15 protein-coding genes and 1 riboswitch are annotated in these 14,298 nt (G+C 72.1%); of the genes, 12 read left to right on the top strand and 3 right to left on the bottom strand.

Annotated elements, in window-relative coordinates; translation table 11 throughout:
- Nucleotides 1-36: 36 nt before the first annotated feature.
- On the bottom strand, nt 37-651 hold the full coding sequence (gene ctaE, locus OED52_RS12380) for an aa3-type cytochrome oxidase subunit III (RefSeq protein WP_264151184.1): 615 nt from the start codon (nt 649-651) through the stop codon (nt 37-39).
- A 172-nt stretch (nt 652-823) separates the two neighbouring features.
- Between ctaE and OED52_RS12375 the strand changes: the two genes are divergently transcribed.
- Nucleotides 824-1,285 carry a ribonuclease E inhibitor RraB gene (locus OED52_RS12375; RefSeq protein ID WP_264151183.1) on the top strand — a complete coding sequence of 154 codons (462 nt, stop codon included), beginning with the start codon at nt 824-826 and terminating at the stop codon, nt 1,283-1,285.
- Between the two features lie 62 nt (nt 1,286-1,347).
- Nucleotides 1,348-2,421 (top strand): anthranilate phosphoribosyltransferase, encoded by a 1,074-nt coding sequence (gene trpD / locus OED52_RS12370; protein ID WP_264151182.1) that lies wholly within the window; start codon nt 1,348-1,350, stop codon nt 2,419-2,421.
- 155 nt (nt 2,422-2,576) lie between these two features.
- Here trpD and OED52_RS12365 read toward each other — a convergent pair whose 3' ends face one another.
- Nucleotides 2,577-2,852, bottom strand: a complete 276-nt coding sequence (locus OED52_RS12365; protein ID WP_264151181.1) for an Lrp/AsnC family transcriptional regulator — start codon at nt 2,850-2,852, stop codon at nt 2,577-2,579.
- A gap of 30 nt (nt 2,853-2,882) precedes the next feature.
- Entirely contained in the window at nt 2,883-4,658 is a 1,776-nt protein-coding gene (locus tag OED52_RS12360; protein WP_264151180.1) for a DEDD exonuclease domain-containing protein, read from the bottom strand.
- 461 nt (nt 4,659-5,119) lie between these two features.
- Nucleotides 5,120-5,285, top strand: a riboswitch (cyclic di-AMP (ydaO/yuaA leader).
- 15 nt (nt 5,286-5,300) lie between these two features.
- Here OED52_RS12360 and OED52_RS12355 point away from each other — a divergent pair.
- From OED52_RS12355 to OED52_RS12310, 10 genes are all read left to right on the top strand, one after another.
- Nucleotides 5,301-5,873, top strand: coding sequence for a C40 family peptidase (locus tag OED52_RS12355; protein ID WP_264151179.1), 573 nt, complete (start codon nt 5,301-5,303; stop codon nt 5,871-5,873).
- 252 nt (nt 5,874-6,125) lie between these two features.
- Entirely contained in the window at nt 6,126-7,142 is a 1,017-nt protein-coding gene (locus OED52_RS12350; RefSeq protein ID WP_264154684.1) for a C40 family peptidase, read from the top strand.
- A 46-nt stretch (nt 7,143-7,188) separates the two neighbouring features.
- The gene (locus OED52_RS12345; protein WP_264151178.1) at nt 7,189-8,526 is read left to right on the top strand and encodes a hypothetical protein; all 1,338 of its coding nucleotides are present in this window, start codon (nt 7,189-7,191) and stop codon (nt 8,524-8,526) included.
- Between the two features lie 46 nt (nt 8,527-8,572).
- Nucleotides 8,573-9,742: a glycosyltransferase family 4 protein gene (locus OED52_RS12340; RefSeq protein ID WP_264151177.1), complete on the top strand. Its 1,170-nt coding sequence runs from the start codon at nt 8,573-8,575 to the stop codon at nt 9,740-9,742.
- A gap of 38 nt (nt 9,743-9,780) precedes the next feature.
- Nucleotides 9,781-10,170 carry a polyketide cyclase / dehydrase and lipid transport gene (locus OED52_RS12335; RefSeq protein ID WP_264151176.1) on the top strand — a complete coding sequence of 130 codons (390 nt, stop codon included), beginning with the start codon at nt 9,781-9,783 and terminating at the stop codon, nt 10,168-10,170.
- A gap of 115 nt (nt 10,171-10,285) precedes the next feature.
- Nucleotides 10,286-10,723, top strand: coding sequence for an SRPBCC family protein (locus tag OED52_RS12330; RefSeq protein WP_264151175.1), 438 nt, complete (start codon nt 10,286-10,288; stop codon nt 10,721-10,723).
- Between the two features lie 29 nt (nt 10,724-10,752).
- Entirely contained in the window at nt 10,753-11,943 is a 1,191-nt protein-coding gene (locus OED52_RS12325) for an ArsA family ATPase (RefSeq protein ID WP_264151174.1), read from the top strand.
- Nucleotides 11,940-12,362 (top strand): hypothetical protein, encoded by a 423-nt coding sequence (locus tag OED52_RS12320; RefSeq protein ID WP_318841878.1) that lies wholly within the window; start codon nt 11,940-11,942, stop codon nt 12,360-12,362. The genes OED52_RS12325 and OED52_RS12320 overlap by 4 nt, the downstream gene beginning before the upstream one ends.
- On the top strand, nt 12,359-13,348 hold the full coding sequence (locus tag OED52_RS12315) for an ROK family protein (RefSeq protein WP_264151172.1): 990 nt from the start codon (nt 12,359-12,361) through the stop codon (nt 13,346-13,348). The genes OED52_RS12320 and OED52_RS12315 overlap by 4 nt, the downstream gene beginning before the upstream one ends.
- Before the next feature lie 129 nt (nt 13,349-13,477).
- Nucleotides 13,478-14,290, top strand: a complete 813-nt coding sequence (locus OED52_RS12310) for a lysophospholipid acyltransferase family protein (RefSeq protein WP_264151171.1) — start codon at nt 13,478-13,480, stop codon at nt 14,288-14,290.
- Nucleotides 14,291-14,298: the final 8 nt, after the last annotated feature.

Here is a 14,298-nt window from a genome sequence, read left to right as displayed (position 1 = left end):
ACTGGACGTCAGGGGGCTGCCTGTGCGTTCAGCTGGCTAACGGATGAAATAGATCGTGGCAAACAGGGCGATCCACACGATGTCGACGAAGTGCCAGTAATACGAAACGACGATGGCTGCAGTGGCCTGGGCAGGCGTGAACTTGCTGACCCGGGTACGGACCAACAGGAACACGAAGGCGATGAGGCCGCCGATCACGTGCATGCCGTGGAAGCCGGTGGTCATGTAGAACACCGAGCCGTACACGGAGCCGGGGATGGTCGTGCCGTGCTCCACCAGGTGGATGTACTCGTAACCCTGGCCGAGCACGAAGAAGGTGCCCATGGCGAGGGTGACGATGTACCAGCGGCGGAGTCCGAACACGTCACCCCGCTCGGCGGCGAACACGCCGAGCTGGCACGTGAAGGAGGACGCGATGAGGACCGTGGTCACCGGAACGGCGAGCCACAGGTTCAACTCGGTCGGAGGCGGAGGCCACATGCCCTCCGGCGCTTGGGCCCGCGCCACGAAGTACATGGCGAAGAGCCCCGCAAAAAACATGAGCTCACTGGACAACCACACGATGGTGCCGACGCTGACCAGGTTGGGCCGGTTCAACGAGTGCACGCGCTGTGTGATTGCAGATCCTGAAGTCCCTACTGCGCTCGTCACGCTGGCTAGTATGACCCGTCGTAGTACGTCTTGGGCAATCGGGGCCGAAATCGGCGCGTCCGTGCAGCTCCGGCACCGAAGTTTCACCAGGTGGACGCCCTGTGCCACCGAGCGGAAGCGATGCGACAGGGGTACGGAGGCGACGAATCGGGCGCCGTGCGAAGGTGGTCCCATGAGTACGGGGAAAGGCCTCGGGGCGCGGCTGCGCGCCCTCTTCGGCCGGCGCAGCGAACCGCTCGACGCGGCGCGTGACGATCTGGTCGTCGTCGTGTCCTCCTTCGACGACGCGGAGGCGTGCTCGACCGCCCTCGAACGCGGCTCCGGAGCCGAACCGCGGTGGGATCCGGAGGGCGAGACAGTCCTGCGTCACCATCTGTCCCTGCCCGCCGAGGGGGTGGACCGCGCCGCCGAGCTCGCCGCCCAGGACGGGTACACCGTCGCCGTCACCGATCGGCTTCCCGAGGAGGTCGCCGCAGCGGCGGAAGGCCGGGCCGCCCTCACCCTGCAGCGCGTGCAGGTCCTCGACGCGCTGCACTGCGCCCAGGAGAAGTCCCGCATGGCGTCGCTCGCCCAGCGGCTCGGCGGGACCGCCCTCGGATGGGACGCTCTGCAACCGCCGCAGAGCGCTGACTAAGCTGCTGTCCGGAGGGCACGCCGGTGCCCGGTAGGGAGCGATATGCGGCGGGGCAGGTGCGAATGAACGCGACGCGTGACGCGGACGAGGTGACGACGAGCTGGCCCGCCGTTCTCGGCGCGCTGACGGCCGGACGGGATCTGACCCGTGCCGAGGCGCAGTGGGCGATGAGCGAGATCTTCTCCGACAACGCCACCCCCGCCCAGATCGCCGCGTTCGGCGTCGCCCTGAAGATGAAGGGTGAGACCCCCGACGAATTGCAGGCCCTGGCCGACACGATGCTCGGCTACGCCCGGCTGGTGCCCGTGGACGACGACGTCGTCGACATCGTCGGCACCGGCGGTGACCGGGCCGGCACCGTGAACATCTCGACGATGTCCTCGCTGGTCGTGGCCGCGACCGGCATCCGGGTCGTCAAGCATGGCAACCGCGCGGCGTCGTCCAAGAGCGGTGGCGCCGACGTGCTCGAGGCCCTCGGCGTGCATATCGACCTCGGACCGGAGGAGGTCGCGCAGTCGGTCGCCGAGGCCGGGATCGGCTTCTGCTTCGCTCCTCTCTTCCATCCGGCGCTGCGGTTCGCGGCCGCGCCGCGCAAACAGATCGGTATCCCCACGGCCTTCAACGTGCTCGGCCCGCTGACCAACCCGGCGCGTCCGCGCGCGGGTCTGATCGGCTGCGCCTTCGAGGGCCTGATCGGCACCGTCGCCGGTGTGCTCGCCCAGCGCGGCAACTCGGCGCTGGTGGTGCGCGGCGACGACGGTCTCGACGAGCTCACCACGTCCACCACGTCCACGGTGCACATCGTCCGTGACGGCGAGATCCGGGTGGTCACCCTCGATCCGCGGGACGTCGGTATCGATCGCGTGCCGCTGGACGCGCTGCGCGGCGGTGACGCCGAGGAGAACGCCGCGGTGGCGCGGGCGTTGCTGGCCGGCGAGACCGGGCCGGTGCGCGACGCCGTCCTGCTCAACGCGGCCGGTGCGATCGCGGCCTTCCGTGGCATCGAGGGCCGGCTCGAGGACGCCCTCGCCGCGGGTATCGAGACCGCTGCGACCGCCATCGACAGCGGCGCCGCGGCGAAGGTGCTCGAGCGCTGGGTCGAGGTGACCAACCGCATCGCGCCCGCGCGCGACTGAGCGGGAGCGCTGTGACGACAGCGCTGTGACCGACAGCGCTGTGACCGACAGCGCTGTGACCGACAGGGCTGTGACCGACAGGGCTGTAGACAACGACAGGAGGGCCTGCACTCGACGAGTGCAGGCCCTCCTGTCCGTGTGTCCGGATGAGGCGGTCAGCTCCCGATGGAGAAGCCGGCCTCGACGTCGGCGCTCGAGTACGACTGGAACGCGATGTGGGTGACGGTGTTCGTCACGCCCTCCACCTTGTTGATGCCCCGGGTGACGACCTCGGCGATCTGCTCGTGATCGCGGACCCGGACGATGGCGACGAGATCGACGTCGCCCGCGCAGGAGTACACGGTGTCGACGCCGTCGAGATCGGCGACCGCCTGTGCGGTCTCGGGGATACGGTGTGCCTCGGCATCGATCAGGACGATCGCGTTGATCATGTGTTCTCCTTAGCCTTTCCGCGGGTGCTCTCAGCCTAAGCGGTCGGCGACCGCCGCGGAGAACGCCCCGTGGGCGGCGCGGGCCCCGCGCGCGAGCTCGGCCCACGCGCTCAACCGGCCCGCCCCGCGTACCGGTTCGCACCAGCCCTGGCTCGCCCGGACGATGCGGACCCCGTCGGCATCGAGCCAGCGGGCCACGAGGCCGATCTCCTCGGGGGAGGCGCCCCGCAGCGGGCCGGGGGTCGGCCGCACCGTCTCCGCCGCGGCCGTGATGGCCTCCACGACCGGCATCGGCGGCACCCGCCGCGGCGCCACTCCCGCGGAGGCCAGCCGACCCGCCCGTACGACCGCGAAGTCCCATCCGCCCTCCTCGCGGGGGCGGGCCGCGACCAGTTCGTCGATCGCGGCCAGCGCCGCGAGCCGCTGGGTGCGCCGCAGCGCGACGACCGTCGCGGCGACCCGGTCGCGCAGCCGCGCCGCGTTCTCGAACAGCTGGTCGCGCACGAGGGCCTCGAGCCGGTCCTGGATCTCGACGAGGGGGCTGTCGTCGGTTCCGCGGATCACCGCGCGCACCCGCTCGACCTGCGGGGCGTAGGCCGCGGCGTCCTGCACCCCGAACCGGGCGGCGGCGCAGCCCCCGACCGCGAGCGGCTCGCAGCGGTCCCCGTGGCGGCCGGTGCGGCCGATCCGGCGCGTGCAGGTCCGCAGCCCGCACAGCTCGGCGAGCAGCGCGGCGACGTCGGCGGCGTCCGCTCGCGCCGAGAAGGGCCCGATCGCGTCGGGACCGGGCGAGCGGCTCACGGCCAGGCGCGGGAACGTCTCGTCGGTGAGAACGATCCACCAGCCCCGCATCGGGTACTTCGAGCGCCGGTTGTAGGGCGGGGTGTGCGCGGCGATCAGGCGCAGCTCACGCACCCCGGCCTCGAGTCCGTGCGCGCACTCGACGTGGTCGATGCGCGTGGTGAGCGCGACCATCTCCCGCAGCCGTGGGCGCGTCTCGGAACCGGTGAAATAGGTGCGGACCCGCCGGTGCAGGTCGACGGCGGTCCCCACGTACAGCACCTCGTCGGACGGACCGCGGAACATGTAGACGCCGGGCCGGCGGGGCAGATGCGCGGCGAGGGCGCGTTTGGCGCGCTGCTCGGCCGTGACGACGGGCAGGTAGTCGCGCAGCTCGGTGAGGCTGTGGACGCCCTGGTTGCCGACCCGCTCGATGAGCGCGTGGAGGACGTCGACCGTGGCCCGCGCGTCGTCGAGGGCCCGGTGGGTGGGCCGGGTGGACACCCGGAACAGGTCGGCGAGGGCCGACAGCTTCACCGAGGGCGCCTCGTCGCGGCCGAGCACCCGGCGGGCGAGCTTGACGGTGCACAGCACCTGGAAGCGTGGCCAGGCCAGTTCGCACTGTGTGGCGGCCGCCTTCAGAAAGCCTACGTCGAAACCCGCGTTGTGGGCGACGAGCACCGACCCGGCGGCGAACTCGAGGAAGGAGGGGAGTACCTCTTCGATCTTCGGTGCCGCGTACACCATCGCGGTGGTGATGCCGGTGAGCTGGACGATGTAGGGCGGGATGGGCCGCCCGGGATCGACGAGCGTCGCGAATTCGCCCAGCACCTCGCCGCCGCGGACCTTGACCGCGCCGATCTCGGTGATGGCGTCCTCGCCGGATCGGCCGCCGGTGGTCTCGAGATCGACCACCACGAAGGTGGTGTCGTGCAGCGGGGTGTCGAGTTCGTCGAGACTCAGCTGGACTCCGGGTTCGAGGCTCCGTCGCGGGGAGGGGGAGTGCAGGGGCCGCGGCGAGGTCATGCGGCCGAGCCTAGGAAGCGGTACCGACACCCCCGGAACCGGCCCGGAAAGTCCGGTCCGGACGGGTCGGTGACGAGCATCACACCCCCTTCGGGGTGGCTGCCGGAAAGCGGAGGATTCTCATCCGAAACAGACCGATCGTCCTGCATGTCGGGCGACTCGGGCCGTCCGCTGCCGGCTGTCCGGGGCGGGTGTCCGGAAGTGGGTGCTGACCTGCGTGTCCACCGGGTCGGTGTGTCCGTCGGGCAGGAGGGGGTGGGCCGGTGGGACCTTCGGTAGGGGCCGGAATCGGACCGGTCGTTATCTCGTCGTTATCGAATGGTGGCCGTCACAGGTGCGGACGGGTGATTGCGCCGAACGGGGCGGGTCCGACCTCGGCGCGCTCGACTTCACCGATGCCGTTTCGTAATCTTCTCGAGACCAAGCGGAGAAGTTTTCCGGTCCACCCACGGGTCGGAGCCGCGCGGTTACCGCCTAATCGGCAGCTTTCCCATCGGAAGCGCCGAGCCGGGGACCCACACGTAGTACCTGGGGTGAATCCCCTCCGCCCCGTCCGGGCGAGGGGTAGGGCTGATCTTCCGGCCCGAACCCGTCAGCTAACTCGGTCGGCGGGTGAACGGAAGAAACGGAGAACATCCCCTCGTGGTCTCGAACACCAGCAAGCGTGCCGTCCGGCGCGCCCTCGTCGCCGGCGCCCTCGCTCTCGGAGCCGTCACCGTCACGGCCGGCCCCGCCATGGCGGAGCCCATCTCGATCCCCGGCATCGGCACCTTCGACCTCCCTGCCGGTGTGACCGTGCCGCCGGAGATCGCCAACATCCTCCCGCCCGCCCCGGAGAACGCCCCGGCCGCGCCGTTCAGCGCGCCCTTCAGCTCGGTCGGCCAGCGCGCCGCCGACGCCGCCCAGTCGAAGATCGGCTCCCCCTACGTCTACGGCGCTGCGGGCCCGAACGCCTTCGACTGCTCCGGTCTCGTGCAGTGGGCCTACAAGCAGGCCGGCCTCAACGTGCCGCGCACCAGCTACGAGCAGGCCTCCGCGGGCCAGGCCGTCAACATCTCGGACCTGATCCCGGGTGACGTCGTCTCCTTCTACGGCGGCAGCCACACCGGCATCTACATCGGTGGCGGCAACGTCGTGCACGCCTCGACGTCCAGCCAGCCCGTCAAGATCGCGCCGCTGTCCTCGATGCCCGTCGACGGAGCCCGCCGCTTCTGATCGACGCTGCGCCTGCGTCCAGCGCTTCCCGGGAGGGTGGATCCGGTTCGAACCGGATCCACCCTCCCGGCTTTCGCTCACCGGTCCTAGCGGGCTACCCACGAGTAGACACCGACCTGTGCTGTTCCGTAACCTGATCGAGACCTTTGGGAAAGGATGCGAACCCCCGTGGTTTCCGACAGGACGAAGCACACCGTTCGAACACCGGTCGCACGACCCGTTCGCACACCGGGCGCGCGACGATCCGGACGGCTGGCGCTGATCACCGCGGCCGTACTGCTGATCCTCGGGCTCGCCTCCGCTCCGGTCACCGCCGACCCCGTGGGGGAGAGTCCCACCGCCCGTCTCGAGCACCTCGCCGACCTCTCGCGCCGCTCCGAGCAGGCCTCGGAGGCTCTGCACGCCGCCGGTATGGACCTCGACGCCAAGATCGCGGCGCAGCAGGAAGCCGAGGCCCGCGCCGTCGCCGCCGACGAGGCGCTCGGCGCCGCCCGCGCCGAGATCGCCCGGTTCAAGCCCACCGTCGACAAGCTCGCGCGCGCCCACTACCGGGGTGCCCGCACCAACCGGCTCTTCGCCGTCATGGTCAGCGACTCACCGCAGCAGCTGCTCGACCAGATGGTGCTCCTCGACGTCCTCGGTGAACAGACCACCCGGGAGGTCGAAGGCTTCCGCGCCGCCACCGCCGCGGCGTCCGAGGCGGCCGTCGCCGCGCAACACGCCGCCGACGAGGCCCGCGCCGCCGCCGAGCAGGCCCAGCAGCTCCGCGACGACCTGCAGCGCAAGCAGGACGAACTCGAGCAGCAGATCGAGGCCGTGCTGAAGGCGTTCGAGGCCCTGAGCGACGAGGAGAAGGCCGCGCTCGCCGGCACTCCCTTCCCGCCGGGGCTCGACGAGGAGACGGTCCTGCAGCATCTCGTGCCGGGCGCCAACAGCGGCGCGCTCCGCGCCGCACTGTCCCGGATCGGCTCGCCCTACGTGTGGGGTGCGACCGGCCCGAACCAGTTCGACTGCTCGGGGCTGATGGTCTGGGCCTACCAGCAGGTCGGCAAGTCGCTGCCGCGGTCGAGCCAGGCCCAGGCGCAGGGCGGCATCCCCGTCTCCCGCGAGAACCTGCAGCCCGGCGACCTGGTGATCTTCTACGACGACGCCTCCCATGTCGGCATGTACGTCGGCGACGGCAACATGGTCCACGCCTCGACCTTCGGTGTGCCCGTGAAGGTGCAGTCCGTCGACAGCTTCCCCTTCCACAGCGCCCGTCGCTACTGACCCCACCGGCGCGGGTCGCAGCACCGCGCCGCCTTAGACTGGCGCGGTGCTCGCGCGTTCGTCCCCACCCGGCGGTACCCGCGGATGGGAACGGCTCGGCGTGGCCGGACTGCTGATCGCGCTGCTCACCGCCGGGGTGCTCCTCGTCGTCGGTCCCACGGAGACCACCGACGCCGACGCGGCGACCGCGGCGGAACTGCAGGTCCTGCTCGACGACTGGGCCCGCGCCGTCCGCGAGGGCGACGACCGGGCCCTCGGCACCCTCGTCGACGCCACCGCACCCGGCCTGTTCGAGTCCGAACGGCGTCGCCTCGCCGCGCTCTCCGCCGTGCCGCTCGCCGACTTCGGCTACGAGCTCGGACCCGGCCCCGAGCTGCCGGTGCCCGCCGATCTCGCCGCCCGCTACGGCACCGCCCCCGTCCGCGCCCACCGCGTGTACCTGCGGTACGCGATCGACGGCGTGGACGAGCGGCCCACCCGCCGGCCCGTCACCGTGCTGTTCGTGCACCGCCCCGAGGGCTGGCGGATCGCCGACGACGACCCCGACCTCCCGGACGCGGGGACCTGGCGTGGCCCGTGGGACCACGGACCCCTCCATCTCGCCGCGGCCCAGACCGCCGGGGGACGCTCCCTGGTGCTCGGCCATCCCGACGAGGCCGACCTCGTCGACGCGATCGCGGCGGAACTGCCCGCCGCGGTCGAGGCGGTGTCGGAGGCGTGGGGCGACGACTGGCCGCGCCGCGCCCTCGTCGTGGTCACCGGCTCCCGCGACGAGTTCACCCATCTGGTGGGGACCCGGCACAACGGCGACGAGATCGCCGCCGTCGCCGTGTCCGACGCCGTGGACCCGGAGCGGGGCACCGCCACCGGCCAGCGGATCGTCTTCAGCCCCGCCGCGAGCAGCCGCCTCGACGCCGACTCCCTGCGCGCGGTGCTCGGCCACGAGATGGTGCACGTCGCCACCCGCGCCCGCACCGTCGACGGCTCCCCGATGTGGATCCTCGAGGGTTACGCCGACCTGCTCGGCCGTGGCACCGCCGATCTCCTCGGCCGTGGCACCGATGTCACCGTCACCCCCGACGAGTTGCGCCGGACCGCACCGACCCTGACCGCCCGCATCCGCGCGGAGGGGGCACCCGACCGGCTGCCCGCGGACCCGGAGTTCGCGGCGGTCGACTCCGTGCTCGCCTACGAGACCGCCTGGTCGCTCGCCGCCCACATCGCCGACGTCGACGGACTCGACCGGCTCACCACGCTCTACCGCCGGCTCGCGACCGGCCCGGTCTCCGACGACGAATTCGACCGTGCCCTCACCGAGGTGCTCGGGATCGGCACCGGCGAGTTCGTCGACCGCTGGGGCCGCTGGCTGACCGAACGGATCTGAGACACCCGTTCGACGGCGACCCGGACCGTCCTTCTACGGTGGAGCCATGTCGCGGACCCTGCTGGTGACGAACGATTTCCCGCCCCGACCCGGGGGCATCCAGTCCTACCTGCACTCGTTCGCGGCGCAACTGCCGTCCGACGAGCTCGTCGTCTACGCTCCGCGCTGGCGCGGCGACAGCCACACGAAGTTCGACGCCCGGCAGCCCTACGAGGTGGTGCGGCACCCCACCACGTTGATGCTGCCGACCCCCGACGTCGCGCGGCGCGCCACCGAGCTGCTCACCGCCCACGACTGCGACACCGTCTGGTTCGGCGCCGCCGCGCCGCTCGCGCTGCTGGCGCCGCTGATGCGCCGGGCCGGGGCGCAGCGCATCGTCGCCAGCACCCACGGTCACGAGGTCGGCTGGTCGATGCTGCCCGCCGCCCGGCATGCGCTGCGGCGGATCGGCGACCACACCGACACGATCACCTACGTCAGCCGCTACACCCGCGGCCGGTTCGCGTCGGCCTTCGGCCCGCAGGCCGCCCTCGAACACCTGCCCTCGGGCGTGGACACCGAGGTCTTCCGCCCGGATCCCGGCGCGCGCGCCGAACTGCGCGTCCGCTACCGGCTCGGCGACCGCCCGACGGTGCTGTGCCTGTCGCGGCTGGTGCCCCGCAAGGGCCAGGACGTGCTCATCCGTGCGCTGCCGCTGATCCGCGAGCGCATCGACGGAGCGGTCCTGGTGATCGTGGGCGGCGGCCCCTACGACAAGCGGCTGCGCGAGCTCGCCCGCCGCACCGGGGTCGACGAGCACGTCGTGTTCACCGGCACGGTGCCCGCCGCGGAACTGGCCGCCCACCACACCCTCGCCGACGTGTTCGCGATGCCCTGCCGCACACGCGGCGCCGGTCTCGACGTCGAGGGGCTCGGCATCGTCTATCTCGAGGCGTCCGCCACGGGCGTGCCCGTCGTCGCCGGCCGCTCCGGGGGAGCACCGGAGACCGTGCGCGACGGCCGCACCGGCTACGTCGTCGACGGCACCTCGGTGACGGCGGTCGCCACCGCCGTGGCCGAGGTGCTCGCCGATCCGGACCGCGCCGCGGCGATGGGCGCGGCGGGCCGCGAGTGGGTCTCGACCGACTGGCGGTGGGACGTGCTGGGCGCGAAGCTGCGCGGTCATCTCGATGCGACGGTGCCGCCCGCGGAGCCCGAGACGCTCTCGGCGGGGTGACCGACCGGCCCGGATCGGCGATATGTGAAGCTGTCCCGGTGAGCAGCATTCAGGTGGCGGACCAGACCTTCGTTGCGGCACCCCCGGAGCGCATCGCCGAGGAGATCGCGGCGCCCGACCGGTGGCGCGTGTGGTGGCCGGATCTCGTCCTGACGGTGCGGGAGGACCGGGCCGAGAAGGGGATCCGCTGGGTGGTCTCCGGTCCGCTGGACGGCACGATGGAGGTGTGGATCGAACCCGTCCTCGACGGTGCGGTCCTCCACTACTTCCTGCACTGCGAACCCGCGGCGGACGCGGCCGGCACCGGCCGGGGCCCGGATCTCGCGGAGATGAACCACCAGCGGCGCCTGCAGGGGAAGGTCATGACCTTCGAGGTCAAGCGGCGTCTCGAGGCCGGACGACCGGCCGGGGAACCGCCTCGCTTCTGACCCGCGCCGCCTCCGGATGCCGTGCCCGTACGGTGTGTGATAGACCGTCGGACGCACCGGATCGACGGGCGGGGCCACGCCGCATCGAGGTACCGAGAAAGGGAACTGACATCCCATGGCAGAGAAGACGAAGAGGTCGATCACCATCGACGCGCCGGCCGAACGCGTCATGGAGGTCATCGCAGATTTCGATGCCTACCCCACGTGGGTGTCGGCGGCCAAGACGGTCGAGGTGATCGAGAGCCGCCCCGACGGCCGGGCCGAGCGGGTGCGGTTCGTGCTCGACGCCGGCATCGTCAAGGACACCTACGTCCTGCGGTACGACTGGGCGCCCGACGGCCGGGCCGTGAGCTGGGAACTCGAGAGCGGTGAGATCCAGAAGGCCCAGTCCGGGTCGTACGTGCTCACCGACACCGGCTCCGGCAGCACCGTCGTCGACTACGAGCTGACCGTCGACCTGACCATCCCCATGATCGGTCTGTTCAAGCGGAAGGCCGAGAAGGTCATCACCGACACGGCCCTCAAGGAACTCAAGAAGCAGGTGGAGGGCTGAACCCCCGACCCGACCCCGGCCCGGCCCGTGTGCGCTGGTTCCTCGGCAAGGGCGGTGCCGGCAAGACCACACTCGCCGCCGCCGAGGCCCTGGCGGCGGCCCGCGCCGGTGAGGCCGTGCTCGTCGTGTCCGTCGACCGCGCGCACTCCCTCGGCGACGTGTTCGGTCTGCCCGCCGGCTCGGGTGTCCGTGCGGTCGAGGACCGGCTGGACGTGGTGGAGCTCGACTCGCTGGCGCTGCTCCGCAAGCGGTACGCGATGCTCGCCGCCATGATGGCCCTGGCCGGGGAGCACGAGCACGCCGACCGCTTCGACCTGCCCGAACCCGAGGAACTCACCGGCCTGGCCGGCGTGGAGGAACTCCTCGTGCTCGCCGAGGTCGCCCGCCTGGCGGACTCCGGGAAATGGACCACCGTCGTCGTCGACGCCCCCGCCTCGGCCGACGCCCTGCGCACCCTCACCGCGCCGCGCACCGTCGCGGACTATCTCGACCGGATCTGGCCGCAGCACAGCCGGGTCGAGGCCGCCACCGGCCCCGACCCGCGCATGGCCGTGGTCGTGCGGCTGTTCGACCGGGTCCTCGCCGGTATCGCCGAGGTGCGCGACCTGCTCGACGACCGCGCCCGCACCGCCGCGGTGCTCGTGGCGGCTCCCGACCGCGCCGGTTACGCCGAACTGCGGCGGCTGCGTTCCTGGCTCGCACTGGCGGGCATCCGCCTCGACTCCGTCCTCGTCAACGGGATGATCCCCGAGCTCGAGGGCACGGGCCCGGCCGCGCACCTGCTCGCCGACCTGCGCGCCGCCCAGCGGGCGGTCGTCGACGAGATCACCGCGACCGTCACCGAGGTGCCGGTGCTCGTATGCGAGCGCCGGGCGGCCGAACCGGTAGGGTTGGATGCCCTGGGCGAGCTCGCCGAGGTGCTCGGCGCGGACCGCGAACGGCACGGTTCCGTGCGGGTCGACGAGCCGGTCCGGGTGCAACACGAGTCGGGAACGGGGGTGGACGCGGTGTACGCGATGCGGATGCATCTGCCGCTGGCGAACCCCGCGACCCTCACCCTCGGCCGGGTCGACGACCACCTCGTCGTCGGCGCCGACGGTCTGAGCCGTCGCGTGCGCCTGGCCTCGGGCCTGCGCCGGTGCGTCGTGTCCGGGGCCGAGTTCGAAGGAACCGATCTGCTCGTGCGTTTCGTCCCCGACCCGGCGGTGTGGCCGCAGTGAGAGACGACCACGAGGCGCTGCTCACCGAGTTGCTGCTGCTGGCCGATACGGTCCTCGACCGCGTCGAAGGCGTCGTGCAGCAGTTCGCCGAGAGCACCCGGGACACGCCCGCGGCCGCACCGGGGACCACCGCGAGTGCGGGGGAGCCCGACGGTGCCACGACGCCCGCCGCGAGCAATGGGTGCACCTGGTGCCCGCTGTGCGCCGGGGCCGCGCTGCTGCGCGGGGAGAACCACGAACTGGTCAGCCGGCTCGCCGAGCGGATCGCCACGCTCATCGCGGTGCTGCGCGAACTGCTCGCCCGGTACCTGCCGAAACCGCCGGACGACGGCGGTGCCGCGGCCGCACCGGAGCCGTCACCGGGCCCGCCGCCGCGCGGCCGGTCCTTCACGCCCATCGAGGTGACCGTCCGGACATGACCGCGCCGATCCCGGGCGACGGCCGCACCGCGATCGGAATCGACGTGGGCGGCACGAGCATCCGTGCCGCCGCGGTCGACGCCGACGGTCTCGTCGTCGACAGTGCCCGCACCCAGACCCCGGCCTCGGCCGGTGCGCTCGAGGACGCCCTGCACCGCCTCGTCGACCATCTCCGCGCCCGCAACGACGTGGTGGCGGTGGGGCTCGCCGTCGCCGGTTTCCTCACCGAGGACCGCACCCGGGTGCGCTTCGCGCCGCACCTGGCCTGGGTGGACACCCCGCTCGCCGCGACCCTCACCGCGCGCTTCGGGCTGCCGGTGGTCCTCGAACACGACGCGAACGCCGCGGCCTGGGCCGAGTACCGCTTCGGGGCGGCCGCCGGCAGCCGCGTCACGGTGATGATCACCCTCGGCACCGGTATCGGCGCGGCGCTGCTGCTCGACGGCCGGATCTTCCGCGGTGCCCACGGGGTGGCCCCCGAACTCGGGCACCTGCAGGTCGTGCCCGACGGCCGGCCGTGTGCCTGCGGCAAACGTGGATGCTGGGAAACCTATTGCAGCGGAACGGGTCTCGTGGACACCGCGGTGGAGCTGCTCGCCGCCGATCCCGGCCGTTCCGTGCTCGCCGCCGACGTCGACACCGACCCCGGTTCGCTGACGGGCCGGCGGATCGCCGGCGCCGCCCAGGATGGGGATCCCGTCGCCGTCGCGGCCTTCGCCGACTTCGCCCGCAGCCTCGGGCTCGGTCTCGCGCTCGTCGCCGACGTCTACGACCCCGAACTCGTCGTCATCGGGGGAGGGGTGTCGGGATCGGCGCCGCTGTTCCTCGACGACGCCCGCGAGCGCTATGCCGCGGCCGTCACCGGCGCCGGGCACCGGCCCCTGGCGCGGGTGCGGGTCGCCCAGCTCGGCGACGCTGCCGGTCTGATCGGCGCCGCGGATCTCGCCCGCGCCGCCGTGTCCGGGTCGTGGATCGCGGCCGAGTGAGATCCTGGTCACGTCCCGGGGGAACCGATGGGGTCGGGCACTGTGGTGATGTGCGTGTGGCGGGCGCATCGTCGTAGAGTCGACCAACGGGTCGATCCGCCCCGCAACGATCGGATTCGGAAGGATGCCATGTGGTACTGGCTCTTCAAGTACGTCCTGCTGGGACCGCTGCTGTGGCTCATGGGTCGCCCGAAATTCGAAGGCGGCGAGAACATCCCGGCGCACGGTCCGGCGATCCTGGCCAGTAACCACCGCGCCGTCCTCGACTCCTTCTTCCTGCCGCTCCTGGTGAAGCGGCGCATCACCTTCCTCGCCAAGGCCGAGTACTTCACCGGCACCGGCCTCAAGGGCGCCTTCCAGCGCTGGTTCTTCTCGGCGGTCGGGCAGGTGCCCATCGACCGCACCAGCGCCGACGCCGCCCAGGACGCCCTCGACGCCGGGGTGCGCGTCCTGGCCCAGGGCAAGCTCCTCGGCATCTACCCGGAGGGCACCCGCTCGCCCGACGGCCGCCTGTACAAGGGCAAGACCGGCATGGCGCGGCTCGCGCTCGAGACCGGGGTGCCGGTGATCCCGGTCGCGATGATCGGCACCGACAAGATGAACCCGATCGGGTCGAAGATGTGGCGGCCCGCCAAGATCACCGTGCGGATCGGCAAGCCCATCGACTTCTCCCGCTTCGAGGGCATGGGCGGCAACCGGTTCGTCGAGCGCACCGTCACCGACGAGGTGATGTATGCGCTGATGCAGCTGTCGGGGCAGGAGTACGTCGACATCTACGCCGCGACCCTCAAGAACGGCACCGCTCCGAAGACCGGAGCGCAGCAGAACGGCACCCCGGTGAACGGCACCCCGGCCGACGGGAGCCTGGCGAACGGGACCGAGCCGGCTCCCGCCCAGGACGCTCCGGCGGCCGACCGCGTGCCGGACACCCGGGCCGGCTGACAGCCGAG

The sequence above is a fragment of the Rhodococcus sp. Z13 genome (genome assembly GCF_025837095.1).
Taxonomy (GTDB): domain Bacteria; phylum Actinomycetota; class Actinomycetes; order Mycobacteriales; family Mycobacteriaceae; genus Rhodococcus; species Rhodococcus sacchari.
The sequence above is the reverse complement of the archived record's forward strand: the minus strand, read 5'-3'. Positions and strand labels throughout refer to the sequence as shown.